Consider the following 24187-nt stretch of genomic DNA (forward strand, 5'->3'; position numbering starts at 1 on the left):
GAAAAAGGGGCCAGCCCATCGGGCGGCCCCTTCTGCAATCCCATAAAAAAAATCCCGTCCCTTTTGTCAGAAAGCCGCCACAAAATCTGCGGTGATGGCATCGAGAAAAACCATGCCCTCTTCTGTCAGGCGACAGTATCCCCCTTCCAGGCAAAGAAAACCCTGATGCCCGTAGCGTGAAACAAGATCTCCGCAGGTCTCCACAAAGGAGCGGCCCGTCAGCCGGTCAAAGGCCGCCACCTCCACTCCCCTGCGGGTTCTGAATCCAAGGTAAAGGGCCTCGGTACCCATGGCTTCCCGATCAAGGGTTTCTTCCATTTCCCTTGGCACAAAGCCCTTTTTTGTCCCATCCAGATAGGCATCCAGGTCACAGGCATTGGCCCAGCGTACGGGAGGAAGGTAGCCGTGGGCTCCGGGTCCCAGCCCCAGCCAGGGCCTGCCTTCCCAGTATCTGCGGTTGTGCCGGGACTGACAATCCGGCTGCCTTGCAAAATTGGATACCTCATACCAGGGGTAGCCCGCTTTTTCCGTGAACGCCAGGGTGAAACGCAGAAGGTCTGCCACGCAGCCCTCATCGGGAGCATCCATACGGCCGGATGCAAGGGCCCTTCCCATGGGGGTGCCTTCCTCAATGCTGAGCATGTAAAGGGAGAGATGCTCCGGTGCCAGGTGAAAGGCCCTTTCCAGATCCCTGATCCAGCTCTTTCTGTCCTGACCGGGAAGTCCATAGATGAGATCAAGGCCCATGTTGGTGAACCCCGCCGCCCGCCCCGCCTCCCAGGCCCGGATCGCTTCTTCCGCCGTGTGTCCCCTTCCCAGAAGGATGAGGCTCCGCGCATCAAAGCTCTGCACCCCAAGACTTAAACGGTTCACCCCAAGCCTCCGGAGGGCCTTGAGACTTTGTCTGTCCACGGTTCCGGGATTGGCTTCCAGGGTGATCTCCGCATCCCGCTTAAGACCGTAGCGCTGGTCCAGGGCCTGGAGAATACGGCCCAGATCCTCCGGAGCCAGAAGGGAAGGGGTTCCCCCTCCGAAATAAAGGGTGTCGAGGGAGCGCCCCTGCCATGGACTCATGCGGATCTCCCTCTGAAGGGCCTCCACATAATCCCCCATGCGCCCCCTTTCCAGGGTGGAGTAAAAGTCACAGTAAGCGCAGCGGCTCCGGCAGAAAGGCACATGCACATATGCGCCAAGGGAAGTATCCATCAGATGAAACGCCGCATGAGATCATCCATCACCTGCTCCAGATTGTCCGGCCGCACCTCATAACGCATACAGGCCTCCTCCACCCGTCTGCGGCGGGAAGGGTCCTGAAAATCTCCCATCCCCCGGTAAAGCCCCATGCGCCGCCCCACCTGGTAGAACATGCGCTCTTTCTCCGGAAGATCGAGAAAGGACTGAATTTCCGCAACCATCTGGGGTTTGGCTTCGGGAAGCCTGCCGGACACGGTCTCAAAAAGATTGAGGATGTGGTCGCTGGTCACGGTGCTGGTAATGCCTTCAAGGGCCAGAATGAAGCCTAAAATCTCCCGCGCCACCTCTTCCCCGGTACAGGGTGTGAAAAGGCCTGCCTGCCAGTCTTCGTAAAGCTCCGTATGCCGGGGCAGGGCCAGGGTTCTTAAGCGGATGAAGTCCGGATTGATCTGATTCAGGGCATCCGCCGTGTCCAGGGCATGGGCCTCGGACAGATCCCTTCCCCCAAGACCGGGCATCACGTATTCGGAAAGAGAGATCCCCGCAGCCTTCACCTTCTGACCGGCAAGGATATGCACATCCCGGGTCACTCCCTTTTTCACCCTCTCCAGTACGGCATCACAGCCCGACTCCATGCCCACATGGATACGATTCAGTCCCGCGTTCGCCATTTTCTTAAGGTTGATGTCGGAAATGCCTTTGAGGGTCTGGGATCTGGCATAGGAAGTGATCCGCTGAATCCAGGGAAAGCGTTTTTTGAGATGATCAAGAACCCGGAGCAGCTCTTCGGGTTTCATGATGAGACTGTTGGCATCCTGAAGAAAAACGGATTCCATGCCATGGGCCATCCAGTTCAGGGCCGCGTGCAGGGCATCAAGATCCGGTTCGGAAAGCCTCTCTCCCGCCCGCATCACCATTTCCCGCGTAAGCGGCCCGCCTGCGGCATCCGCCTGAAGGCGCTGGATATGCCCATGCACCGCATCAATGTCCGCCAGCACATGCTCAAGGGGTCTTAAGGAAAAACGTTCTCCCTTATACACGGGGCAGAAGCGGCAGCGGTTCCAGGGGCAGTTGCGGGTCACGCGGATGAGAAGGCTTGCCGCCTCGCTGGGAGGGCGGATGGGGCCCTGCTCAAATCCCGCATAAACCGCATCCTTTTTCCACGCAGAGGATTCAGGCTCCGAAGCCCTGGGGTTTTCCCCCTCCCTGCCCCCTTTGTTTTTCTCTGTCATCTTTCCTCCTTTTCCGTCAGCCTCTTTGCGCTGACAGTGGATTTTCAAGATAGGGATCTTCCCGCCAATGGCAAGCCCTGTCCATTTCCTCTTTTGACACCTCCCTCCAATCGGGCTATACATAGCCCTCGGATGACAGCCATGGAGACTCCTTTGATGAAACCTTCCCTTTTCGCCTCTTTTTTTCTCTGTCTTTTCCTCCTTGCGGCCACAGGCCTTGTCCTGAGGGATGGACTCCGCCACTATGCCGCCAATCCGAGAGATCCCCAGGGCCCGGAAGTCTCTTTCATCGTGGAGCGGGGCGAAGGCTTCCGCACCGTGGCCGAGCGCATGGAAACACAAGGCCTCATTGAAAATGCCCTTTTCTTCCGCATTCTCGCCCGGATTCAGAAAAACGACACCCGCATTCATTCCGGCGAATACACCATGTCTTCCGCCCTCAGCCCCCAGGACCTGCTCCGCATGATGGTGGAGGGCCGGGTGAAACGCTATCGACTTACCCTGCCCGAAGGCCTGAGGATCACAGAAATTGCCCGACGTGTGGCGGAAACCGGCCTTGTTGCCAAAGAGGCCTTCGTCCATGCGGCCATGGATGCTGAATTCACCAGAAGCCTTGGCATTCCGGCGGATAACCTGGAAGGCTACCTCTTTCCGGACACCTATTTCTTCACCCGGAAGGACACCGCCCACACCATGATCCGCACCATGGTGCAGCACTTTCACCAGGTGATGGACGCAGAAAAAAACCAACGGGCCCAGGACATGGGCCTTTCCATCCATCAGGTGGTCACCCTGGCTTCCCTCATTGAGAAGGAAACCGGGCATCCGGACGAAAGGCCCCTCATTGCATCCGTGTTTCACAACCGCCTGGCCAGGGGCATGCGCCTCGAAACGGACCCCACCGTGATCTACGGTATCCAGAATTTTGACGGCAGAATCACCCGAACCCACCTGCGCACCTGGACCCCCTACAATACCTACCGCATTCACGGTCTGCCGCCAGGTCCCATCGCCTCTCCCGGAAAGGCCTCCCTGGAAGCCGCCCTCTGGCCTGCCAGCTCATCCTTTCTCTTTTTTGTTTCCAGAAATGACGGTACCCATCATTTTTCCACAGAGCTTTCGGAGCATAACCGGGCCGTACAGCAATATCAGCGCAGCAACAGGGCTGTGGGAAAGTAGGGTGATGGACCAGTCTCCAGCCTACCGCCATATGTGCCGCAAAGCCCGGGAAATCCAGAATCAGTGGGTTCCGGCGCGGGGGGATGTCTACCTTCTCGCCAGAGGAGAAGACCGGCCCCAGTTCTGGATGGACGCCACAGGGCCCCAGGCTTTCCGCAAAGGCTTTGCCATTCTCCGGGAAAACGGAATCATCCGCATTGAACCACGCATCTGGCTACCGCGACAAAATCAGCTCATGGACCTTGCCCAGGTTCCGGGGGTGCGGTTCCAGGATATGACCTTTCGCTTTCACGCCTTTGCCGGAAAACCCCTGGACCGGGAAAAAAACCCGGACCTGCGCTCCCTGACCACCCTGGAACAACTCTGGCTGGCCTTTGTCATGATAAGCCGATTCGGAAAACGTTGGGATGGCCTCACCTGGGCTCCCATTGCACCGGTGACAGCCTGATCCCGAAACCGCCTCCTTCTCTCCCAAGGAAAAAAAATCCCATGCAGCCCTTTTCTCCGGAAACCTGGAATGCCGAGGCCCTTGCGGGCCAACGCCTCATGCTGGGGTTTGAAGGCCCCGAATGTCACGCCGCAGTCCGCAGCACCCTGGCCCGCATCCGACCTGCGGGCATGGTTCTTTTCACCACCAATGTCCGCACAAAAGAGCAGCTCACCCAACTCATCGGAGATCTTAAGGCCGCAGCCCAGGCCGAAGGCCTGCCCCCCCTCATCATCGCCATAGATCAGGAAGGCGGCCCCGTGGCCCGGCTGCGGATGCCTGCTTTCAGGGAATTTCCCGGTATTGCCGACTTCACGGGCCCCAGGGAAGCTGCCCTGCACGCCCAGGCCATGGCCGAAGAACTGAAATCCCTTGGCATCACCATGAACCTCGCCCCTGTTCTCGATGTCGCGTCCCATCATCCCGCCAGCATCATCCGACATCGGGCCTTTCAGGGAGACGCCGCCAGGGTCAGCGCCATGGGCCTTGCCGTGATCCGGGCCTATCAGGAAAACGGCATTGCTGCGGTGGCCAAACATTTTCCCGGCATTGGCCGCACCGTGCTGGATTCCCACCACGTGCTTCCCTACCTGGATGCGGAAAAATCCCTGCTTGCCCAGACGGACTTCCTTCCCTTTCAGGCCGCCATCCAGGCCCAAGTGGCGGGAGTCATGGTTTCCCATATTCTCTATGAAAAACTGGACCCCGCATGGCCCGCCAGTCTCTCCACGCGCATATGCCGGGATCTGCTCAGAAAGGAAATGGGGTATGAGGGGCTTGTCATGACCGATGACCTGGATATGAAGGCCATCCGCCTTCCCATGGACCTTGCCATGGCCCGTCTTGTGGAAGCGCAAGTGGACCTCGGTCTCATCTGCCACGAAGGCCCTGCCATTGAAGAGGCCTTCAAAGCCCTCACGGACATGGCCCAGAATCCGGAAAAACGCCCCCACTTCATCCGCTCCGCCCAACGGATCCTGGCCCTCAAAGAAAAGACCCTTCCAAAGCCCTCCTCCCCCACCTGGTCCTGAGCCGCCAGATTCCGTAAAAAAACCGCTGGGAAGGCAGGCCCTCCCCCAGCGGTCATGGTTGCAGTCACAAACCCCTCCCTCCTCCAGAAAACCCTGGCATTCCCCAGAAAAGGCCGCAAGATCAGGAAAATGACATCGGATGGCCGGGTTTTTCCTCCGCAACAGCCATCAGGCCCTACTCTCGGCCACCAGCCTTGCAAAATGTTCAAAGGAGCGATCATAGGTTTTTTCCGCATCCGCAGGAAAAGCACAGGCCGGCAACTGGCGTTTGGCCCTGTGATAACGGATACAGGCGCAGCAGTTTCCCTGCCTGGGGCAACCGGGATAGGTGCAGGCGCAGGTTTTTCGATTTTCCGTCTGATTGCAGGTCATAAATACTCCTTATTTACCATCTTTCCATGCCCAGCCTTTTTTTAAACCTTTCCCCAGGCTCTTTCCCGACTCCAGGGGATGGGGGCCTTATCCGAGCAGGGCTTCAAGGTCTGCGGGTAAAACGCTCCAGAAAGCCGCCTTGCCCGGCATCAGACTTCCCAGATGGCCCATACCGGGCAAGGATGCCACATTGCCCGAAGTGAGCGCCAGGGCCTGCCTGAGCCCCAGGGGCTTTTTTTTCAGAATAAAACGCACCTCTTCCCAGACATCCAGATCCTCATTGGATGCCAGGCTGTCCGTACCCAGGCAGCAGGCAATCCCCGCATCGAGAAAAGCGGTGATATCCGGGCATCCCACCCCGATCCCCGCATTGCTGCGGGGGCAGAGACAGACAAGACTTCCACTTTCCTTTAAAAGGCGCAGATCCTTAGCATCCACATGCACACAGTGTACAGCCAGGGTTCCAGGCCCCAGAAGTCCCTCCTGCCAGGCCATGGACACAGGCCCCACCCCTGGAGCCCGCCACTTCTGGGGAAGGACAGGTCCGCGCATCAGATCATAAAGAGGGCCTGCACCCGTACGCAGCATTTCTTCTTCTTCGGGAAATTCCGCAAGGTGCATGGAAAAAAAATGGCCCTTTCCAAGGGACCAGGACCGGGCCTTGCGCAGATGTTCCGGAGATGTGGAATACAGGGCATGACCCGCAGCCGCCACATGACGCCATTGCCTGGGATCGAGGGACAAAAAAGGCTTTGGCAGGGGCGGATGAGGGTCTCCGGGCAGGGTGAAGCCAAAGGCCTCACCGCAGAGGGTGTAATGAAGACCTGCTTTCTCCAAAGCCTGGGATACAGGCCATGGGTTCCGGCTGCCAATGTCCACCACATGGCCTGTGCCCGAAGCCCGAAGCCCCTTTGCCGCACTTTCCAGGATTTCCGGATCGCAATCCTGGAGATTGTTTTCAAGGAGGCTCCGCAGCCAGGGCACAAAACCTTCTTTCAGCCGGGTTTTTCCCTTGCAGTGACAGAGTTCCATATGGGTATGGGCATTGCACACCCCAGGGGTCAGGGTCACCTCCCCCAGGTCCTGTACCTCACCGTCGTAGCTTCTGCGTAAAAGCCTGTAAGACCCCACATCCAGGATCCGACCTTCCCGCACCAGCAGCAGGCCATCTTCCACCACCCTCTCCGGAGAAAGGCAGATTCTCCGGGCCCGCAGGGCCTGGGGGCCGTGATCATTTTTCTCATCCTTCAGCATACAAAACCCTGCCCGCAGACCCGTACGCAATCCCTGCCGCTTTCCTTGGCATGGTACATGGTTTTATCCGCCTTCTTGGATAATTCCGTAAGGTTGGTACCATGATCCGGGTAGATGGCAATGCCGATGCTGGCTGTGATCAATAGTCTGTGCCCCTCAATCTCAAAGGGAAGGCGCAGCCCTTCCCGGATTTTTTCCCCCACCCTGGAGGCATCTTCGGGCTTCTCAATTTCCGGAAGAAGGATGACAAACTCATCCCCGCCGATGCGCGCTGCCGTATCCGAATCCCGGAGCAGGGTCCACAGACGAGCCGCCACTTCCTGGAGAAGACGGTCGCCCACCCCATGGCCCAGGGTGTCGTTAATGGGTTTGAAGTGATCCAGATCCAGGAACATAAGGCAAAGCCGACCGCGGCGTCGGCTGGCGGCGGCCATGGCCATCTCCACACGGTCTTCAAAGAGAATGCGGTTGGGAAGGCCTGTGAGGGTATCATGCAGGGCCATGTGGGTCATGCGCTCTTCCAGAAGCTTGCGCTCCGTAATGTCAAAAAGGGTTCCTGTGCTGGAAGGCCTGCCTCCGTACACCGCCTGCCCTGCGGTCAACTCCACCCACCGGGCTTCACCGGCCTTGGTCCGTATCATCAGCTCATACCGGGGAGGGGCGGGCTCTCCGCTCTGACGGGCCAGGGCATTTTCCAGGGCCATCTTGCGGTAATCCGGGTGGATGAAATGGATGAAGTCCTCACGAAGAAGCTCTTCTTCCGAATACCCGAGGATATGGCTCATGGCAGGATTCACCAGCACAAAACGTCTTCCCTGCAAAACATAAATTCCGGCTGCGGCGTTGTGGGCCAGAGAACGGAAACGGGATTCACTTTCCCGCAGCTCCGTGTTGGTTGCTTCCAGCCTGGCATGGAGCATGTCGCTGATGTGCGCCACTTTCCGGAACTGTCGGGTCAGTTTTTCATACTTCTGGTAGAGAAAACGCAGATCTTCCAGAAGATCACTTCCGGCCAGAAGATCACTTCCGGGTGAAGGATGCTCGGCAAGTTTATCCCCGATTTCCTGCAGGCGCTTCTGATGTCCCATCATGGATATCCTCCGCCATCCACAGCTTCGGTGGTAAAGGGAAGGGAGAGATCCTCGCTGAACTCCTCGGCAATGTCCAGGGATCGGTCATCCTCCGGGTCATAGCGCCAGATCACCGCAGTTTTCCTCCCGCTCTGATAGGCTTCTTCGGCAAGGTCCAGAATATCCATCACCGCCTTGACACTGCTGGTGTTGAGGTAACGGACATGAAATTCGATGACAAGCCCCGCATCCGGCTCACTGAGATGGGCACTGATGGCCGCAAGGATGGGCTCATAGAAAAGCAGCACATTTTCCGGATAGGATTCTCCCGTAATCCGCAGAAGATTCTGTTCAGGCTCAAAGAGCACCGCCGGTGTGGAGACAGTGGCGTCAATACGGATGGCTTCCATAATATACTCCCAGGGTCTTCAGATCGTAGCGGAGAGGGTAAAAAAGGCATACACGCTGTCCACAGGACGCAGGGCATAGGATAAAGGCTCCTTCGCCAGACGCGCCATACTGATCAACCCAAGTCCCGCGCCTGCCTGAGGGTCCTTGTCCCTTGGCTTCCTGAGGGTTTCCTTGTACAGCCTGCGCAGGGCTGAGGCATCCAGAGTCCGGAGATGATCAATGTGAGCAAGGAGGCTGCCCGTATCCCCATGGGCCACCGCATTGCCCGAGCTGATGATGTAGCGATCCCCGCTCTGGCGCACCACCACAATGGCATTGGCCAGACGCTGGCTTTCCGTCTCACTTCCCGCTCTGCGGGCCGCATAATGGCGGATGTTCTGCACCTGTTCAATGTAGATGGAAAACACATCAAAAACCCGGCTTTTCTCCACACGTTCATTTTCCAGGTGTTTGCGAATGGCAAGCCCCAGCTCTTCAATGATGGTCTGGCTCAGGGAGCCATTGAAACACAGCATGATCTCCTCACGGGACAGAGTCTGCTGAAGCTCATAAAGATCAATCTGCGCATGCGACATGGCCTACTCCTTCACGGAACTTGGAAAATTTTCAATGCCAGGATCCAGGACGATCCCTTTCTGATTTCCCCCAGAGACCACCGGCCTGAACCCCATAACCGTGATATCATCCCGCTGATCCCCCGCCCCCTGATAGGCTTCAAGGGCCTGCTCAAGCCCTTTTTTCTGCATTTCCATGGGAAGGGAACTTAAGGCTCCCAGGGTGGCCACAAAACGACGGTTCCCGAAACTTAAGCCTTTTTCGCCCCCCACCTGATCCAGAAATCCGTCACTACTCATATAAAAAGTCATCGTTCCATCCAGCCTCAGGCTGTGCTCTTCAAAGGAGAAAAAGGGGTCGCTGCGGCGATATCCCAGGCTCTGCCGGGATCCCCGGATCTGGGTGCAGACCCCTTCTTTCACCCCATACAAGGACAGACGGGCTCCGGCAAAACGCATGCCTTTTTCTTCCGGATCCAGGCAGCAGAGGGCCATTTCCAGCCCATTGTCCATGCGTCCCTGATTCTGCTGACCATGCAGGGCCCTTTGCATGCGGCGATTAAATTCCCCAAGAAGCAGGCCGGGATGCTCCGGTCCCATCTCATTCACCAGGCCATCCAGGATGGCATGGGCGCTCATGCTCATCAGCGCCCCCGCCACCCCATGGCCCGTGCAGTCGCCAAGGCCCAGGACAAGCCTGCCACCATAACGGCGGACAAAGGCAAAATCGCCTCCCACCCCATCCCTGGGCCGCAGGATCAGAAAACTCTCCGCCAATTCGGCCCGCAGGGAATCCTCATCCGGCAGAAAAGCCCGCTGCAGGGTCTGACCATAGGCCAGGCCCTGTAAAATCTTTTCATTGGCCTCTTCCAGGCTGCGGGTGCGCTCCAGGACCCGCGCCTCCAGGGTCCGGGTGTGTTCCTCCACGGTCCGGGCCATGCCATTGAAGGCCCCGGTCAGATGCCCGATCTCATCTTTTCTCCGGATCGCAAGCCGCACGTGGTAGTCGCCCTCGGCCATACGGGAGGCGGCTGCGGCCAGTTTCCGTATGGGCGTCACCACAGAACGGTCGATCATCATGAGAAGCAGAATGGTAAACAGCAGAAAGAGAAGAGCTGGAGCCACAAGCATCCGGGCCAACCTCTCCATACCCGAAAGGCTGGCGAGATCCACCATGGAAAGGATAATCCAGTCCAGCTCCGGCAGGTAACCGATGGCCGCTATCCTTGGGCCGTCTTTCATGGAAAACTCCAGCACAAGGGAGGAAACGCTCCCCCGTCCCAGAATGACGGATATGGCTTCCCGGAGCTTTTTTTCATCCTCCTCCCCTTCCAGCAGGGAAAAGACCGTGATGAGGTTCTCCTCCTGCTGGGAGTGGATATTCATATTGATCAAAGCAGGATTTTCATGGGCAATGACAACACCCCGGCGATCCATGACAACCGCACTCACCCCGTGTTCCCTGGAATCCACAAATTCCGAGATAAAGGCGGAAATGTCGAGACCCGTTCCCGTGATTCCCATCCTTTTGTCCCCATCCAGGATCAGGGTATTGATCCACAGCTTCTTCACCCCCAAAGCATGGTTGACATCCACATTAAAACTGTAGGGCTGGGGCAGGTTCATGGCTGTGAAAAACCAGATATCCTCCGGTTTTCCGGGATCCAGGGTTTTCACCCACTCCCGGCCCCTCCGTTCCCCCTCGTGGGTGTCGTAGTAGTAGTCCAGACTGTCATCAAAGGCCACAAACCAACTTCCCCACTCAAAAAGCCTGGCAAAACTCCGCAACTCCCCAAAGGCTTCTTCCCGGAGTCCTTCGTCCCTCTGCGCCAGAGCCCAGCGCCTGAGAAAGGCCGAATCCGCAAGCTTCCGGCAAAGGGCCAGCTCCCGGCCGATGGCGCCGCTGATCCGCTCCTTCTGCCAGAGGATATGACGCACAGCAAGGTCCCGGCCCAAGCCTTGGCTGATCCTGTGGGTCATACCCGTCCAGACCAGAAAGCCCACGGCCCCGGCGGGGATCAGGAGAAACAACACAAGAAGTAAAATCCGCTTTCGGATGCCCATGCGCGCACGCCTTCGCTGCTTTCTTCAGAACCTTTTTTCGAAAATGCCCCGGAAAAAACCCTGTTTTTTATCACCTTCCGCTCTAATGCCCGATCTTTCAGCACAGGGTGCAAGATAGCAGAATCCAGCGTTTTTGCCATGGATTTTGTAAAGACCCGTCCAGCCTCTTCCGGGAAGGCAATTGACAAAATCCTCGGTTGTTGTGTAAGAATTCTCCACACCTCACTGAAAAATTCCTGCAACCCGAACCATGGATCGCCCTATGCGCCCTTCCTTCTCCCTTCTTCGGGAAATCCTTTCGGACCTGCCCTCCGGCCAGGGCCTTTCCGGCCTCAGCATGGGCGTGATCACAGGCCTCATCACCCTGGTGGTTCAGGTCTCCTTTGCTGCCATGATCTTTGCAGGCCCCCTGCAGATACACGCCCAACGGGCCATGGGGCTGACACTCGCGGGTGCCGTGGTGCTGCTTTTCCTCACAGCCCTGTTCGGAGGCTTCCGATCCAGCATCAGCTTTCCCCAGGATGCCTCCACCGCCATCTTTGCAGGAGCAGCCGCAGGCATGGCCGCAGCCCTGGTAACCGCAGATCCGGATACGGTTTTCATCACCCTGGTGGCAGCTCTCATGCTTTCCACACTGGTGACGGGCCTGTTTTTCATTCTGGCCGCACGTCTGCGTTTTGCAGAACTTCTGCGCTTCATGCCCTATCCCGTGGTGGCTGGTTTTCTTGCGGGTACAGGCTGGCTGCTCACCGCAGGCAGCCTGGAAGTGATGACCGGGCTTTCCCTTTCCACGGAAAACCCTGGCCTTCTTTTCCACAAATCCATGCTCATGCTCTGGGTTCCCGGCCTCATCTACGCCCTTGTTCTTTTTTTCTGCCTGCGCCGCTGGTCCCATTTTCTCATACTCCCCGGTTCGCTGATGGCGGCCTTCCTCCTCTGCCACGCCGCCCTGGCTCTCCTGGGTATCTCCATGGAAGAAGCGAGAAACATGGGATTTTTCTTTACCCCTTTCTCCTCAGCCCGGATCTGGCCGGTCTTCAGCCTTTCGGATTTTTTCAGGGTCGAGTGGACGGTAATCCTTGAACAGACCCCCACCCTGATCCTCATTCCCTTCATCGCCCTCATCGGCCTTCTGCTCAACACCAGCGGCATTGAACTGGCCTCTCAGCAGGATCTGAATCTCAACCGGGAACTCATGGTCAATGGCGGGGGTAATATCCTCGCCGCCTTCACAGGCGCGCCTGCGGGCTACACCTCCATCAGCCTTTCCCTGCTGGGATTCAAGACCGGCGCCCAGACCCGCCTTGTGGGCCTCAGCGCTGCGCTTCTGCTGGGCTGCACCCTCTTTTTCGGAGGGCAGATTCTCTCCTTTTTCCCCAAAGCCCTTCTCGGCGGTTTTCTGCTCCTGCTTGGCCTCTCCTTTCTCTCGGATTTCATCCTCGACACCCGCAGCCGCATGCCAGGCCCTGATTATGCCATTGTACTGGCGGTTTTCGGCATCATCGGCCTTTTTGGCTACCTCCAGGGCGTGCTTTTCGGGCTTTTTTCCACCATCGTCCTTTTTGTCTTACGCTTCAGCCGCATCCCCACCCTGGCCAGGGCCGCCACAGCCGCATCCATCCGCAGCGCCCGTCAGCGTCCTTTGCCCCATCAGCGCATGCTTCTCGAAAACGGCCATAAAATTCAGGTTTTTGAACTTACCGGCTATCTTTTTTTCGGATCCATCAGCACGCTCGCCTCCACCCTCCTTGAAAAAATCGAAGGTCAGCAGCCCCGTTGCATTGTCATGGATTTCAGCAAGGTTGCAGGCTTTGATGTGTCTGCGGTCAACAACTTTCTCCGCCTGGCCCAGAAACTTTCCGGCCGCAACCTCACCCTTGTCCTCGCCGCAGCGCCGCCCCGCTTTGAAACCCTTCTCCGCCAGGCCGGAAGCGAGACACTGAACGCAGCAATTTTCACCTTTGAAGATGCGAACACAGCGCTGGAATGGAGTGAGGAAAGGGTGCTGAAGGAAGCACAAAAGGAGGCGAGCCAGACCCTGCTCCAGGAACGCATGAGCAAGGACGCCCTTTTTGATGCGGTGTCCGATGGTCTCTTAAAAAATCTTGCGCATCAGGAAAAGGTGGAATCCCTGCTCAAGAAACTCCATCCTTTCCTTGAAATCAAAAGCATTGAAGCCAGGGCAATGATCCTGCGCTCCGGCCAGAAGGTTGAAGCCGCAGTCTTTGTGCAGGAAGGTTTCGTACGGGAATACCGGGCAGGAGAAGGCGGCAAGCACATCGCCCTCCGCACCTTAGGCCCTGGAACCTTTTTTGCCGAACCCGCAGCCTATGGTCCCTGGCTCGCCTCCCAGGCCTATGTGGCAGAAAGCCCCGCAGAGCTGGCCTTTCTCACGCCTTCCGCCTTCAGAAAGCTGGAAATTCAGGATCCCAGTACAGCCCTGGAATTGCATCGCCTCCTGATTTCAGGCTGCCTGCGGGAAGGGGAATGAGGGATTCTCCCTATCGCGGAATATGCTGAAAGATCTCATCCGCAGCCACCAGGATGTCCACGGGCGCATCATAGCCGATCTCCATGGCTGTGCTGAGATTGATGGCAATCTTCGGAGGATCCTCAAAAATCATGGGTAGGGTTCCAGGCCTTTCTCCGGAAAGAATGCGCACAAGAATTTTTGCGCTGAAATCCCCCACATAAAAAAAACCCACCTGGGAGATGCTCATCAAAAGCCCCATGCGCACCTCATCACTGCCGGACTGGGAAAAGGTGGGAATCTGATCCTTCAGGGCTGCTTCCACAAGAAGGGGAAGGGTTTTTGCGTTCAGGGACTTCTGGGCGGTCACGTACAAGGCATCCACCTCCCGGCCAAGCCTTGCGTAGCAATCCAGAAGCAGCGCCTCTTCGTCGGTCTGCTCCCTGCCGTCGGGAATGGCGCAGGTAAGCACCTGAAAACCGCGCTCCTCCCCCACGGCCCGCACCGTATCCAGAGCCGCATAGCTTCTGCCCGCCACCGTATCCTTGAAAACCAGGCCCAAGCGCTCAAATCCCACCGTATCATGGAAAATCCGCACCTGTCTTTCATAGCGCCGGGGATCCATGCGGGCATGGAGCCATGAAGGATCACCGGGACGTCCATCCCGAAAGAGTCCTGCACCCACGGCGTCACTCACCGCCATCACAAGAACAGGAACCCCCGGATCCTCCTTGCTGAGATCCTGACCAGCCCAGGTTCCCATGGCCAGCACAAGATCCGCTTTTTTTGCCTTAAGATCCTGGTAGAGACGGGCCTGCACAAGGGGACGCCGGGCATTCTCCCAGTCGCAGGTATAATAGTTCTCTTCAGGAAAGGACAGGCGCGGTGCTTCCAGGGCAGCGGCCCAGGTCCAGAGCTCCCGGCTTGTTTTCAGCTCTGCGGCCGGACTTTCCGGAAGCCAGCCCATCTGAAACAGGGCATGGAAAAGCGCCCGCATGGAATCACTGTATTCCCCATAGGGTCCGCCTTCCACATAGGCCAGCCGCCAGGGCCCGCCCTCCTCCCTTCCCCCCGAAGCCGCCAGGGCCTCAACCGCAATGGCCGGGGAAAGCCCCATGAGCATCCCCAGTACCAGCAGCCCCAACCGCATTCTGCCCATTCGCCACCACCCGGTACGCATCTTTTTCCTCCTTTTACATCCTCGAGATCCTGAATGCTTCGCCCTGTTTCCGCCGCACCACCACCAGAACCCCGTCGGATTCCTTAAGATCCAGCCCCTGGGCCATGGGGTCCCGCCGTGGAAAGGACCAGGGATCCTCCCCGTACTCCATACCCACAGCCCTGCGGACAAAACGCACGGTGAGATTCCGTACCACCGCTTCCACCCTGTGCGCGTCCCCTTTCACATGGTCTGCGTAAATCTGGGTGAAAAGGGAAAAGGCCTCTCCCAGCACCTCAGGCGGCAGCAGAATCACTTCCTCATCCTCTGCCAGGCGAGGCCAGATATCATAGTATGCGGAGTATCCGCCTGTCACAAGTCTCACCCAGGAATAAAGAGATGCAGGCTGCATACAGGTGGTGAAAAGAATATCCGGCTCAAAGGACAGGATCCAGCGTGCCATGGCCTGTCCCAATCCCCGGATCTGCACTTCCGGAAGCAGGGCCCGGATGTGTACATAGGCGGCTTTTTTTTCCACCCCCGCATAAACCGCAGGCCCGATGTCAAAGGAAGAAGTACCCACAAGTTCGCCATCCCGGCTGCGGACAAAAAGTGCATACCGGGTCCGGGGCAGAGGATCAAAAAAATAATGGCGCACCACATAACGCCAATCCTTTTCTGAAAGAAAAATCTTTGGAAAAAAAGCGGTCAGCTCTTCCTGCAGGGTTTCCCTGGCAAGGTCAGACCAACGGAGAATCTCCTGCGTGGAAAAGGCCTTGGCCCGTAAATCCAAGTTTTCAAATTCCTGCAAGCAGATATTTTTCATGCTCTTTCTCCACGCATGGGACGAGCGGGAATGCTCAGCGCACCAAAAAGCAGGGTGAGGAAAAGGTAGCTGAGACCCACAATCAGAATCGCTTCTTTCACCTCGCCTGCGGCCAGAAGAATGCTGAAAATGAGAGGCCCCGCCACCTGGCCCAAACGCGCCACAAAAAAGATAAGCCCCATGGCCCGCCCTTCCCCCACCTCCCGGCTCACCGGCAGGTTGATGGCGTATGCATTCCGGGCGGCATTGAAGCAGGCGGCAAATCCCAGAAGCAGAATTCCCAGCCCCACGGCCATCAGGCCCTCCCACAGGTAAAAAATGCCAAAGGCAGCACTGCCCAGAAGACCGGCAAGGGCAATGGGCAGTCTCGGCAGACGGCTACCCAGGCGTCGGGTGATCCAGGGTGCCAGGTAAATCATGCACACCCCATACAGCATGAAAAAACGACCGATGGTTGACTGACTGACTCCCATGGCATTCAGGTAAATGGGGCTGAAATAATTCATAAAGCCCACAAGGGCGATGGCTGCGGGCAGGCTGCTGCAAAAAATCACCGCGAGAATACGGCGATCCTTGAAAAAAAAGATCAGACTTTTCTCCGCAGGGGCCTGATCATTCCGGGAAGCTAAACCAAAAAAGCCTTTCAGGTAAAAAAAGGATGCCGAAAGACTCAGAATCAGGGCAAGACCTCCCAGAAAAAACACCGGAGGATAGCCTGTCCGGTCCGCCAGCAGAGCGCCCACTGCGCTGCCGCAGATGCTTCCGGCAATGCAGCCTGCATAAAATTCCGAAAGTCCGATTCCCCTGTTCTCCCTGGAGCTCACCGCCACCACAAAGTTCTGGCCCGCCATGTAGGCAAGGCCATAGCCATAGCCCACAACTCCCATGCCCAGAAGGTAGAAAAGGGGAGCCTGGGCCCAGGCGGCCATAAAGAAACCACAGGCCGCAAGACCAAGACCTGTGAGAAAAGGCCACTGCCAACCCGCCCGATCACTCCACTTGCCAGCCCCCAGAAAGGCCAGGGCCGTACACATCATCTGAATGGTAATGGGCAGACCCAGTACGGTTTCTTTGGGAAGTCCGGCAATGGGCTGATAAAGAACCGCCATGTGCAGGGGCAGAAAGGAAATGGCGATGTCCGTTCCGAAAAAAAAGAAAAAGGCCATCACCCGCATCCGCGAAACGCCGGGATTCCAGGTGGTCGCCGGAATTTCTGCGTCACCTCTCTTCCGGCTTCGCGAGAGAAAGGCCAGAAGCTCGGAGCCCAGAAAAAGGGAAACCAGCGCCACCGTGCCCGCATCCCAGTACAGGGCATGGGCCTGCCTGCGGATGTGGGCCCGGGAAAGCTGGGAGCGGATATACCCCCTGATCTCGCCTTCCACAGAAAGGGGGATGGAAAACACGTCCCTGTCTTCCTTCGGCCAGGGTCGCGGCGCATTTTCACGGGAAAAAACGCCCGAAGAGCTGTGCAGCACGCGAGAGGAGGCATCTGTGATACGGATCTCAGCCACCTCAGGAAGCCGGGCCAGGCTGCGGGCCAGCAGCACATCCACCTTATAAAGGCGCTCCAGGGAGAGACCAAGGCGCAGCAGGTGCTCCACCTCCTTCTGCAAAAGCCCGTTGAGTACAAAAACCCGTTCTCCGTAAAGGTGGGAAAGATCCGCCTCGTAGGCCCGCACCCGTTCCGCAATAAAACCTGCCTGACAGAGGCAGATCACCACAAGAAGCAGGCGGTGCAGGGAAAAACGCCTGGCCGGCAGACCAAGGAGGAGCAATCCCAGGCCTGCGCTAAAAAAAAGACTTCCGGAGAGAAGGCTTTTCACCAGCATGCGTTTCCAGGCTTCCCGAACCGGCCCATGATCAATGGTGAAAAGCACAAAACCCACACCCAGGCCGTCAACGTCCTCAAGGGTGCGGAAAATCACATGGCTGTCCCCGTGACGCAGGGTTTTGGACGCATCCTTCTGGATAAAAGCCAGCACCCGCTTTTCAGGAAAGGTTCCCACCAGATCCCTTTGGGTGCTGTAGCGAATTTCTCCGTCCGCCAGCAGTATATCCATGCGGTTTCTCTCTTTTTCCGGCATGGCAACCATGGCCTCGGTCAGAAGATCCGCCATGCCGTAAAAGTGGGGAAGGGATTTCCCAAAACGCAAAGATTGTTCAATGCGCCGCTCCAGCTCCCCGGCCTGCACCGCATAACGGCCCAGAAGGGATTCCGTGTAGCGATTTTCCAGGGTGAGCAGAATCAGGGCCGTTGTAAAGCCAAGGCTGATCAGAAGAATGAGGGCACAGGCCGTAAAAATCCGTATTTTTCCGTTGGCAAACGGGTTATGCGCTGAAAGAATCAATGCCCGCTCCTTCTTCCAGACGAAAGCCCGTCCAGACCCCCTCCCAGAGGATTTCCGGATCGCCATAGAGGTACCATTCCCGTTTTCCGGGGATCACCGTGTAGCCCGATGCATTCATGCGTCTCCGGGCCATTTCCGGCACAACACGGATGGCATCCCCCTTTCCCAGCACAGCCGCACAGGCCAAAGCGCCCGTACCGCAGGAAAGGGTTTCGCGCAGATTGCCCCGCTCAAAGGATCTGAAAAAGATCACTTCACCGTTCTGACTGGCTCTGGCCACCATAAGGTTGATGCCCTCAGGAAAAAGCCCCGGATACTGAGAGGGAATCTGCCCGCCCAGGCGACGGAGCAGGCCTTCGCCCCCATCCTGCCGGGATTCCTCCCCTCCCTCCATTTCCGGGAATAGAGAAAGGGCCCCTTCCCTGGGCTCTATGTCCGATGTGCGCACCACAAGATGGGGTTCTCCTGTGAACACGGGGTAGGCCCTCAGGGAAAAGGTCTCCTCCGCCTGCGCGGTAAACCCCTTTTTCCGACGCGCATCCAGGTGCAGGGACAAAGGTCCCATGGGACTGGAAAATTCCGGATAGAGATCCGGCCGGAAAAGAAATTCCGGCATGGGTTCCGGTGCGGGTACGCGGATCCAGCGTCTTCCCCCCGTTTCACCGGAAACCACCATCACGGGTTTTCCCGTGGGAATCTGGGTTCTGAAGGCCGTGGCCTTCACCCCATAGCGATCCGCAAGGTAACGTCCGGCGCAGAGCAGACCATTGCCACAGCTTAAGGACTCCGATCCGTCGGGCTCCAGAAGACGAAAGGAAATGCCGGAAGAATCCGTTGGATGCTTTCCTCCCAGGCGTATCAGCCCGTCTCCGCCCACGCCTTGGTAAGGATCCGTAAGTTTTCTTGCCAGATCCGCCATCAGGACGTCCGGCATGGGATCCCGGCCCAGCTCATCCACAAAGATAAAATGATTGCCGCAGACATGCATTTTAATAAAGGGAAGGCGCATTCAGAAATTTCTCCCTCAGAAAATCTTTAAAATTTCCACACCAAAGATATAGAGATGGAGCCATGGCGTCCGTATGCCGAGGATTGCTTGCCGTATATATCCAAAAAGTCTCCGATTGTCTTCCTCATTATTGAAATTCTTCTTTCTGAAGCCACAACGCTTCCTGCATTTTCACCTTTACGGCAAAAAACACTTCAGGCATATTGCCACCACGTTCATACTTTTTATAAGTATAAAGACTTACCCACGGCGTGTCGCCCCAGGTGGCTGCGACTGAAACAGGAAAAGACATGAAGCAACACCTTCCCTGGATGGCGGGTCTCCTCGCCCTTTGCATCGCAAGCCTGCCGCTCCCCCTTCTGTCCCAGGATGCCTCCTTTGCGCCAGAGCCCGAATTTCCTCCCACCCTGGAGCTCAGCCTCACCGAAGCCATTCACCTGGCCTTAAGGCAGAACAGAACCATTGAAAGTGCCTATCTTTCAAGAATCCTTGAAAAATTTCAACTGGCCCAGAACCTCGGCCGTTTTTCCCCTCACATTGACATCAGCCCCACAGCCACGGCCAGAACCCAGGGATCAACCACCGATTATGCATCCGATGGCCCCGAAACCCTCAGGCCCCAGACCGACATGGCCGGATTCTCCCTTCTCAGCAGCCTCACCCAGAAAATTCCCACAGGCGGTGAGATTATTTTTGCCTGGGAAAACGGCTTTGAAAGCCGCTACCTCCATGAGACCGGCGCTTCCGGAGAGCAGCAGAGCGGACTTTCCCAGTGGTCCATCGGCTTTCGCCAGCCCCTTTTAAAAGACGGGGGCCTTGCCTACAATCTTGCCCCCATCCGACGGGCGGCCATGCAGGAGGAAAACAATATCCGCTCCTTAAGGGACACCCTGATTTCCACCGTATCCGGCGTCATCCAGGATTACCGGACGCTTTTATCCCTTTACCAGGATATGGAGGTTCAGGAAGACGCCCTGGCCAAGGCAAGGGAACAGCTGGAAGTCACCCGCATCATGATTGAAACGGGAAGGCGTGCGGCCAACGAAATACTACAGTCCGAAGCCAATCTCGCCCGCCAGGAACTGGCCTTTGAAGAGGCAAGGGCCCAGATGGACGATGCCCACCTGGCCCTTCTGCAACGTTTAGAGATCAGCGGCGACACCACCCTCATTCCCACGGAAAAAATCACCTACAAACCCATACAGCCCGTTTTTGAGGAATGCCTGGCCCTGGCTCTGGATCGGGACAACGCCTACCTCAGCGCCCTCACTTCCCTGGAATTATCCAAAATCAGCGTTTCAGACGCCGAAAATCAGAGGCTCTGGAACCTGGATCTGGAGGGCGCATACAAAGACGGGTGGCATCACCTGCGCCCCGCCCCCTCCTACCGCCAGGAAGACTGGTGGGTGGGACTGAGTTTAAAAATCCCCCTGCCCCTCTACGGAGATGCCAAGTACAACCGTGAGATGCCCCTTCTTTCCGCGCGTATTCAGCTTCGCAAGGCACAGATGCAGCTTCTCACAGCACGGGAGTCTCTGGAAAACAACATCCGCAATGCGGTGCGTCAGGTGGCTTCCAGCCTCAAACGGGTGGAGCTTGCAACCAAGACGCGCCAGTTTTCCGAAGAAAACTTCCTCGTGAGTGAACTCCAGTTCAAGCTGGGAAGAATTTCCAACGCGGACTTCATCCGCGAACAAGACAAGCTCCGGGATGACAGGCTGGCCGAAATCCGGGCCATCATGACCTACCAGAATACCCTCACCCGTCTGGATGCCATGCTCGCCACCACCCTGGATACCTGGAACATCGCCTTTATCACCGAGCGGGCCGATCTTGAGACTGAATATCTCGGCAACAACACCTGGATGCTGAACCGCTGACCCCTTAAGGATTCCCATGACTTCCGAGCATGATCTTCAAAAGGATTTCCACGAAAGCGTTCTCCACAACATGCGTGACGGGGTCATGGCCCTCAGTTTTGAAGGCCGGATCACCCTCTTCAACCCTGCGGCTTCGGCCATCCTCGGCCTGGACGGGGCTTTGGTGCGGGAAAACACCTTTGCAGAAGTCTTCCTTGCCGCAGAAACGGACAACGACGCCTTCAACCAGATGGTGCTGGATGCGGTGACCCGTAAAAAGGTGGGGCAAAGGGAAACCGTTTCCTTTATCCGTCCCGATGGCCGTGAAATGACCTTAAGCCTTTCCTCTTCCTGGTTGCAGCGGGAAAACGACCGGGAAGCCCAGGGTGTGGTGGTGGTCTTTTCCGATATCACGGAGCTGAGGGCACTCCAGGAGCAGGAAAAGGAAAACACCCGCAGACTGGCCAGGGCCTACGAGGAGCTTGAAACCACCAATCTCCGTCTGACAGAGCTTCTGAAAAAAGTTCAGGTGGTCAGGGGCTTTGCCACCCTGGGCATCATCCTCTTTTTTGTGGGGCTTGGGTATTTTCATTTTCAGGGTTTCAGGGGCCTGCGCACCCCTTCCATACCCCATTCCACCCCAGGCTCCGCAGAAGGGGAAAGGCGCTTTCATACCGTAACAGGCAGCCCCGTTTCCTCGAACATCTCCCTTTCCGGCCGTCTCCAGCCCCTCGAGGAGATCATGCTCACAGCGCCCTTTGACGCCAAAATCCTGGAGCGCCATTTTTTCTTCGGTCAGGTGGTCAGGGAAGGTGAGCTGCTCCTTCTTCTGGACACAGCGGAGATGGAGGTGAAGCTCCGGGAAGCAAGGAGCAGCCACATCAAGGCCCAGCAAAGTTATCAGGAACTGGCATCCTGGGAAGACAGCGTGGAAATGGCCAGAGCCAGACGCAGTCTGCAGCGGGCGGAAAACAACCTTGAGACCCATGTCCGCCAGCTGGAGGAAGCCTCCCTCCTCTTTGAAAGGGGAATCATCCCCGCCCAGGAGCTGGACCGGGCAAGGCAGCAGGTGGAAACCAGCCGCATGGATCTCATTTCCAGCCGGGAAGAAATGGCCTCCACCCTCAAAAAAGCCAATACTGAAAACCTCAGCATTGCCCGAATGGAGCTGGACAACGCCAGGACCCGGCTTCTCGAAGTGGAGCGCCTGATCCAGAAAGCCGAAGTCCGCGCACCCGTATCCGGTGTGGTGATCCAGCCTGTCACGGAAGACAGCAAAAAAGCCTCCCTCGATCAGGGGGCCAGGGTGCAGGCAGGGGCCTCCCTCCTTGCCCTCGGGGATCTCAAAGGCCTCCGGGTACTCTCCCGTGTGGATGAGGTGGATATCGGAAGACTCTCCCTGAACCAGAAGGTAAGGGCCAGGGGCGATGCCTTTCCCGGCATTGTGCTGGAAGGCCTCCTGACCCACATTTCAGCCCAGGCCACCGCAGGCAGCGGCCGGGATGCACCGGGCTTTGACGTGCAGGTCACCATTCCCGAACTTGAGCCCAGGGCCGGTTCCGCCATCCGGGTGGGCATGAGCGCAGACCTTGAAATCCTTGTGTACGACAATCCCAAAGCCCTGCTGGTTCCCCTTCATCTGGTGCGGCCCATGGGGAATCGTACCTGGGTGCGGGTTGTCACGGCAGAAGGGCAGACAGAGGAAAGAGAAGTGACAACGGGCATCACCACCTTTGGCTCCGTTGAAATCCTCTCAGGCCTTGAACCCGGAGAACGCCTCGGGGAATGGACGCCATGAGCCTTCTCAAGCTGGAAAACATCAGAAAATCCTTTCATCTGGGACCTGTGCAGGTGCATGTGCTCAAGGGGGTGAGCTTTGAGGTCAGGGCCGGGGAGATGCTTGCCATCATGGGCACTTCGGGCAGCGGAAAATCCACCCTCATGAACATCATCGGCTTTCTCGATCAGCCGGATTCGGGCCGCTATCTTCTGGAAGGACGGGAAACGGCCAGGCTTTCGGACAAAGAGCTTTCCACCATACGCAACCAGAAAATCGGCTTTGTCTTTCAGCAGTTCAATCTCCTGGGAAAACTCACGGCCCTTGAAAATGTCTGCCTTCCCCTGGTGTACCGGGGCATTCCGGAAAAAGAGCAAAGGCCCATGGCCATGGAAATGCTGGAAAAGGTGGGCATGGGCGACAGGGCCGGGCACAGACCCATGGAGCTTTCCGGCGGACAGCAGCAGCGGGTGGCCATTGCCCGCGCCCTGGTGGGCGCTCCCTCCATTCTCCTTGCCGATGAACCCACAGGCGCCCTCGACACCCGCGTGGGCCAGGAAATCATGGATCTTTTCCTGGAACTGAACAGCACAAGGCAGATCACCACCCTTATCATCACCCACGATCCCCGCATCGCAGGCCAGTGCCCCGGCACAATCCGCATGCAGGATGGTGCCGTTGCCGGAACGGAGAAAGCCCCATGATCCTCAAAGCCAATCTCCGGGAAGCCGCACGATCCCTTGCCGCCTCCCGCCAACGTTCCATCCTGGCCCTTCTTGGAATAGTCATCGGCATTGCCTCGGTCATCGCCCTCGTTTCCATCGGTTCCCTGGCCCAGCGGGAAAGCATGCGCCAGTTCATGGAAATGGGAACGGACATCCTCTCCATCCAGAGGGAGCAGGGGCGGGGCGACAGGGAATCATCGGGCTTTCAGCTTCAGGATATCCTCGCCATACCGGAAAGCCTCCCTTCCATCGATACCGTGGCCCCCTATGCCTCTTCCTATGGAGAGCTGAGAAAGGACGGCAAACGCATGGCTGTGCCCCTTCTCGGGGTCACCGCCTCCTTTCTGGACATGAACAAGCTTGCCATGATCGAGGGCCGCTTCATCTCCGACCTCGACGGCCTCACTCCCCATGCCTGCCTCAGCAGCAACCTCGCCCAGAAACTCAAGGCCCAGGGAATCGCCACCCAGCCCGGAAGTGAGCTCTATTATGAAAACCGCAGAGTCACTGTGGTGGGCACCCTTGCATCCGCGCCCATGGGTGGCATGCGGCCCTATGAGATCCAGGAAGGCCTCCTCCTGCCCCTTCCTGCCCTGCTGCGCATGCCTTCCCAGAGTGGCATTCACACCTTCATGGCCCGCCTGACTCCGGGTTTCAGCACAGCCCAGGGTACGGCAGAAATCCGCAGCTATTTTTCCGGTCTTCCGGGAAAAACAGAGCTGCGCATCATGAGTCCTGAAGAAATTATCGCCCACATGGAGCGTCAGTTCCGCATGTTCACCCTGCTTCTCGGAGCCATCGGCAGCATCTCCCTCATTGTGGGCGGTGTGGGCGTCATGAATGTCATGCTGGTCTCGGTGACGGAAAGAAAGCGCGAAATCGGTATCCGCAGGGCTTTAGGGGCCAGAAAAAAGGACATTCAGTGGCAGTTTCTCATCGAATCCGTTCTCCTTTCCCTCGTGGGTGGACTTGTGGGAAGCCTCATCGGTGTGGCCACCTCCTGGGGCATTGCCCGGTTTTCAGGATGGCAGTTTGAGCTGATCCATGGCGCCCTGATTCTCGGCGTCGGGGTCTCCGTAGCCATTGGCATCTTTTTCGGCTACTATCCCGCACGTCAGGCTGCGGCCCTGAACCCCATCCAGGCCCTGCGTACGGACTGAAAACAG

The 24187-nt window shown here is 57.4% G+C and carries 21 protein-coding genes; 8 read left to right on the top strand and 13 right to left on the bottom strand.

The features are described from left to right. Positions 1 to 66: 66 nt before the first annotated feature. Together hemW and RBR60_RS04275 are read right to left on the bottom strand one after the other, a co-directional pair. Entirely contained in the window at positions 67 to 1206 is a 1140-nt protein-coding gene (gene hemW / locus RBR60_RS04270) for a radical SAM family heme chaperone HemW (RefSeq protein WP_320354638.1), read from the bottom strand. Beyond that, positions 1206 to 2426 carry a radical SAM protein gene (locus RBR60_RS04275; RefSeq protein ID WP_320354639.1) on the bottom strand — a complete coding sequence of 407 codons (1221 nt, stop codon included), beginning with the start codon at positions 2424 to 2426 and terminating at the stop codon, positions 1206 to 1208. Before RBR60_RS04275 ends, hemW begins: the two co-directional genes overlap by 1 nt. A 156-nt stretch (positions 2427 to 2582) precedes the next feature. Between RBR60_RS04275 and mltG the strand changes: the two genes are divergently transcribed. Genes mltG through RBR60_RS04290 form a run of 3 tightly spaced genes read left to right on the top strand, consistent with a single transcriptional unit; the run spans position 2583 to position 5123 of the window. Beyond that, complete coding sequence (gene mltG, locus RBR60_RS04280) at positions 2583 to 3605, top strand: endolytic transglycosylase MltG (RefSeq protein ID WP_320354640.1); 1023 nt, start codon at positions 2583 to 2585, stop codon at positions 3603 to 3605. 4 nt (positions 3606 to 3609) lie between these two features. Further along, positions 3610 to 4053 carry a hypothetical protein gene (locus RBR60_RS04285; protein WP_320354641.1) on the top strand — a complete coding sequence of 148 codons (444 nt, stop codon included), beginning with the start codon at positions 3610 to 3612 and terminating at the stop codon, positions 4051 to 4053. 41 nt (positions 4054 to 4094) lie between these two features. Next, positions 4095 to 5123 carry a glycoside hydrolase family 3 N-terminal domain-containing protein gene (locus RBR60_RS04290; RefSeq protein ID WP_320354642.1) on the top strand — a complete coding sequence of 343 codons (1029 nt, stop codon included), beginning with the start codon at positions 4095 to 4097 and terminating at the stop codon, positions 5121 to 5123. A gap of 168 nt (positions 5124 to 5291) precedes the next feature. Here RBR60_RS04290 and RBR60_RS04295 read toward each other — a convergent pair whose 3' ends face one another. The 6 genes from RBR60_RS04295 to RBR60_RS04320 form a co-directional block, all read right to left on the bottom strand. Then, complete coding sequence (locus RBR60_RS04295) at positions 5292 to 5495, bottom strand: DUF6485 family protein (RefSeq protein ID WP_320354643.1); 204 nt, start codon at positions 5493 to 5495, stop codon at positions 5292 to 5294. 87 nt (positions 5496 to 5582) lie between these two features. Then, on the bottom strand, positions 5583 to 6749 hold the full coding sequence (locus tag RBR60_RS04300; RefSeq protein ID WP_320354644.1) for an amidohydrolase family protein: 1167 nt from the start codon (positions 6747 to 6749) through the stop codon (positions 5583 to 5585). Beyond that, positions 6743 to 7840, bottom strand: coding sequence for a sensor domain-containing diguanylate cyclase (locus RBR60_RS04305; RefSeq protein ID WP_320354645.1), 1098 nt, complete (start codon positions 7838 to 7840; stop codon positions 6743 to 6745). Before RBR60_RS04305 ends, RBR60_RS04300 begins: the two co-directional genes overlap by 7 nt. Further along, positions 7837 to 8229 (bottom strand): DUF1987 domain-containing protein, encoded by a 393-nt coding sequence (locus RBR60_RS04310; protein ID WP_320354646.1) that lies wholly within the window; start codon positions 8227 to 8229, stop codon positions 7837 to 7839. Before RBR60_RS04310 ends, RBR60_RS04305 begins: the two co-directional genes overlap by 4 nt. Before the next feature lie 18 nt (positions 8230 to 8247). Continuing rightward, a complete protein-coding gene (locus RBR60_RS04315; protein WP_320354647.1) occupies positions 8248 to 8805 on the bottom strand; it encodes a SiaB family protein kinase in 558 nt (185 codons plus the stop codon). 3 nt (positions 8806 to 8808) lie between these two features. Then, complete coding sequence (locus tag RBR60_RS04320) at positions 8809 to 10848, bottom strand: SpoIIE family protein phosphatase (RefSeq protein ID WP_320354648.1); 2040 nt, start codon at positions 10846 to 10848, stop codon at positions 8809 to 8811. Between the two features lie 262 nt (positions 10849 to 11110). Here RBR60_RS04320 and RBR60_RS04325 point away from each other — a divergent pair, with 262 nt between their 5' ends. After that, complete coding sequence (locus RBR60_RS04325; protein ID WP_320354649.1) at positions 11111 to 13339, top strand: SulP family inorganic anion transporter; 2229 nt, start codon at positions 11111 to 11113, stop codon at positions 13337 to 13339. A gap of 10 nt (positions 13340 to 13349) precedes the next feature. On the opposite strand, the gene RBR60_RS04330 is transcribed toward RBR60_RS04325, so the two are convergent. The 5 genes from RBR60_RS04330 to RBR60_RS04350 all read right to left on the bottom strand — a co-directional run bounded on the left by RBR60_RS04330 (position 13350) and on the right by RBR60_RS04350 (position 18952). Further along, complete coding sequence (locus tag RBR60_RS04330; protein ID WP_320354650.1) at positions 13350 to 14498, bottom strand: ABC transporter substrate-binding protein; 1149 nt, start codon at positions 14496 to 14498, stop codon at positions 13350 to 13352. Between the two features lie 13 nt (positions 14499 to 14511). Next, complete coding sequence (locus RBR60_RS04335; protein WP_320354651.1) at positions 14512 to 15303, bottom strand: GNAT family N-acetyltransferase; 792 nt, start codon at positions 15301 to 15303, stop codon at positions 14512 to 14514. After that, positions 15300 to 17651 (bottom strand): MFS transporter, encoded by a 2352-nt coding sequence (locus RBR60_RS04340; RefSeq protein WP_320354652.1) that lies wholly within the window; start codon positions 17649 to 17651, stop codon positions 15300 to 15302. Before RBR60_RS04340 ends, RBR60_RS04335 begins: the two co-directional genes overlap by 4 nt. Next, a complete protein-coding gene (locus RBR60_RS04345; protein WP_320354653.1) occupies positions 17632 to 18660 on the bottom strand; it encodes a hypothetical protein in 1029 nt (342 codons plus the stop codon). The genes RBR60_RS04340 and RBR60_RS04345 overlap by 20 nt, the downstream gene beginning before the upstream one ends. A 127-nt stretch (positions 18661 to 18787) precedes the next feature. Then, positions 18788 to 18952, bottom strand: coding sequence for a hypothetical protein (locus RBR60_RS04350; RefSeq protein ID WP_320354654.1), 165 nt, complete (start codon positions 18950 to 18952; stop codon positions 18788 to 18790). Here RBR60_RS04350 and RBR60_RS04355 point away from each other — a divergent pair. The 4 genes from RBR60_RS04355 to RBR60_RS04370 are packed head-to-tail and all read left to right on the top strand — an operon-like array spanning position 18951 to position 24181. Continuing rightward, positions 18951 to 20540 carry a TolC family protein gene (locus RBR60_RS04355; protein WP_320354655.1) on the top strand — a complete coding sequence of 530 codons (1590 nt, stop codon included), beginning with the start codon at positions 18951 to 18953 and terminating at the stop codon, positions 20538 to 20540. The genes RBR60_RS04350 and RBR60_RS04355 overlap by 2 nt on opposite strands. 16 nt (positions 20541 to 20556) lie before the next feature. Continuing rightward, positions 20557 to 22317: a PAS domain S-box protein gene (locus RBR60_RS04360; RefSeq protein WP_320354656.1), complete on the top strand. Its 1761-nt coding sequence runs from the start codon at positions 20557 to 20559 to the stop codon at positions 22315 to 22317. After that, entirely contained in the window at positions 22314 to 23000 is a 687-nt protein-coding gene (locus RBR60_RS04365; protein WP_320354657.1) for an ABC transporter ATP-binding protein, read from the top strand. Before RBR60_RS04360 ends, RBR60_RS04365 begins: the two co-directional genes overlap by 4 nt. Further along, complete coding sequence (locus RBR60_RS04370) at positions 22997 to 24181, top strand: ABC transporter permease (RefSeq protein ID WP_320354658.1); 1185 nt, start codon at positions 22997 to 22999, stop codon at positions 24179 to 24181. Before RBR60_RS04365 ends, RBR60_RS04370 begins: the two co-directional genes overlap by 4 nt. The last annotated feature ends 6 nt before the right edge of the window (positions 24182 to 24187 follow it).

The sequence above is a fragment of the Desulfobotulus sp. genome (genome assembly GCF_034006065.1).
Classification (GTDB): Bacteria; Desulfobacterota; Desulfobacteria; order Desulfobacterales; family ASO4-4; genus Desulfobotulus.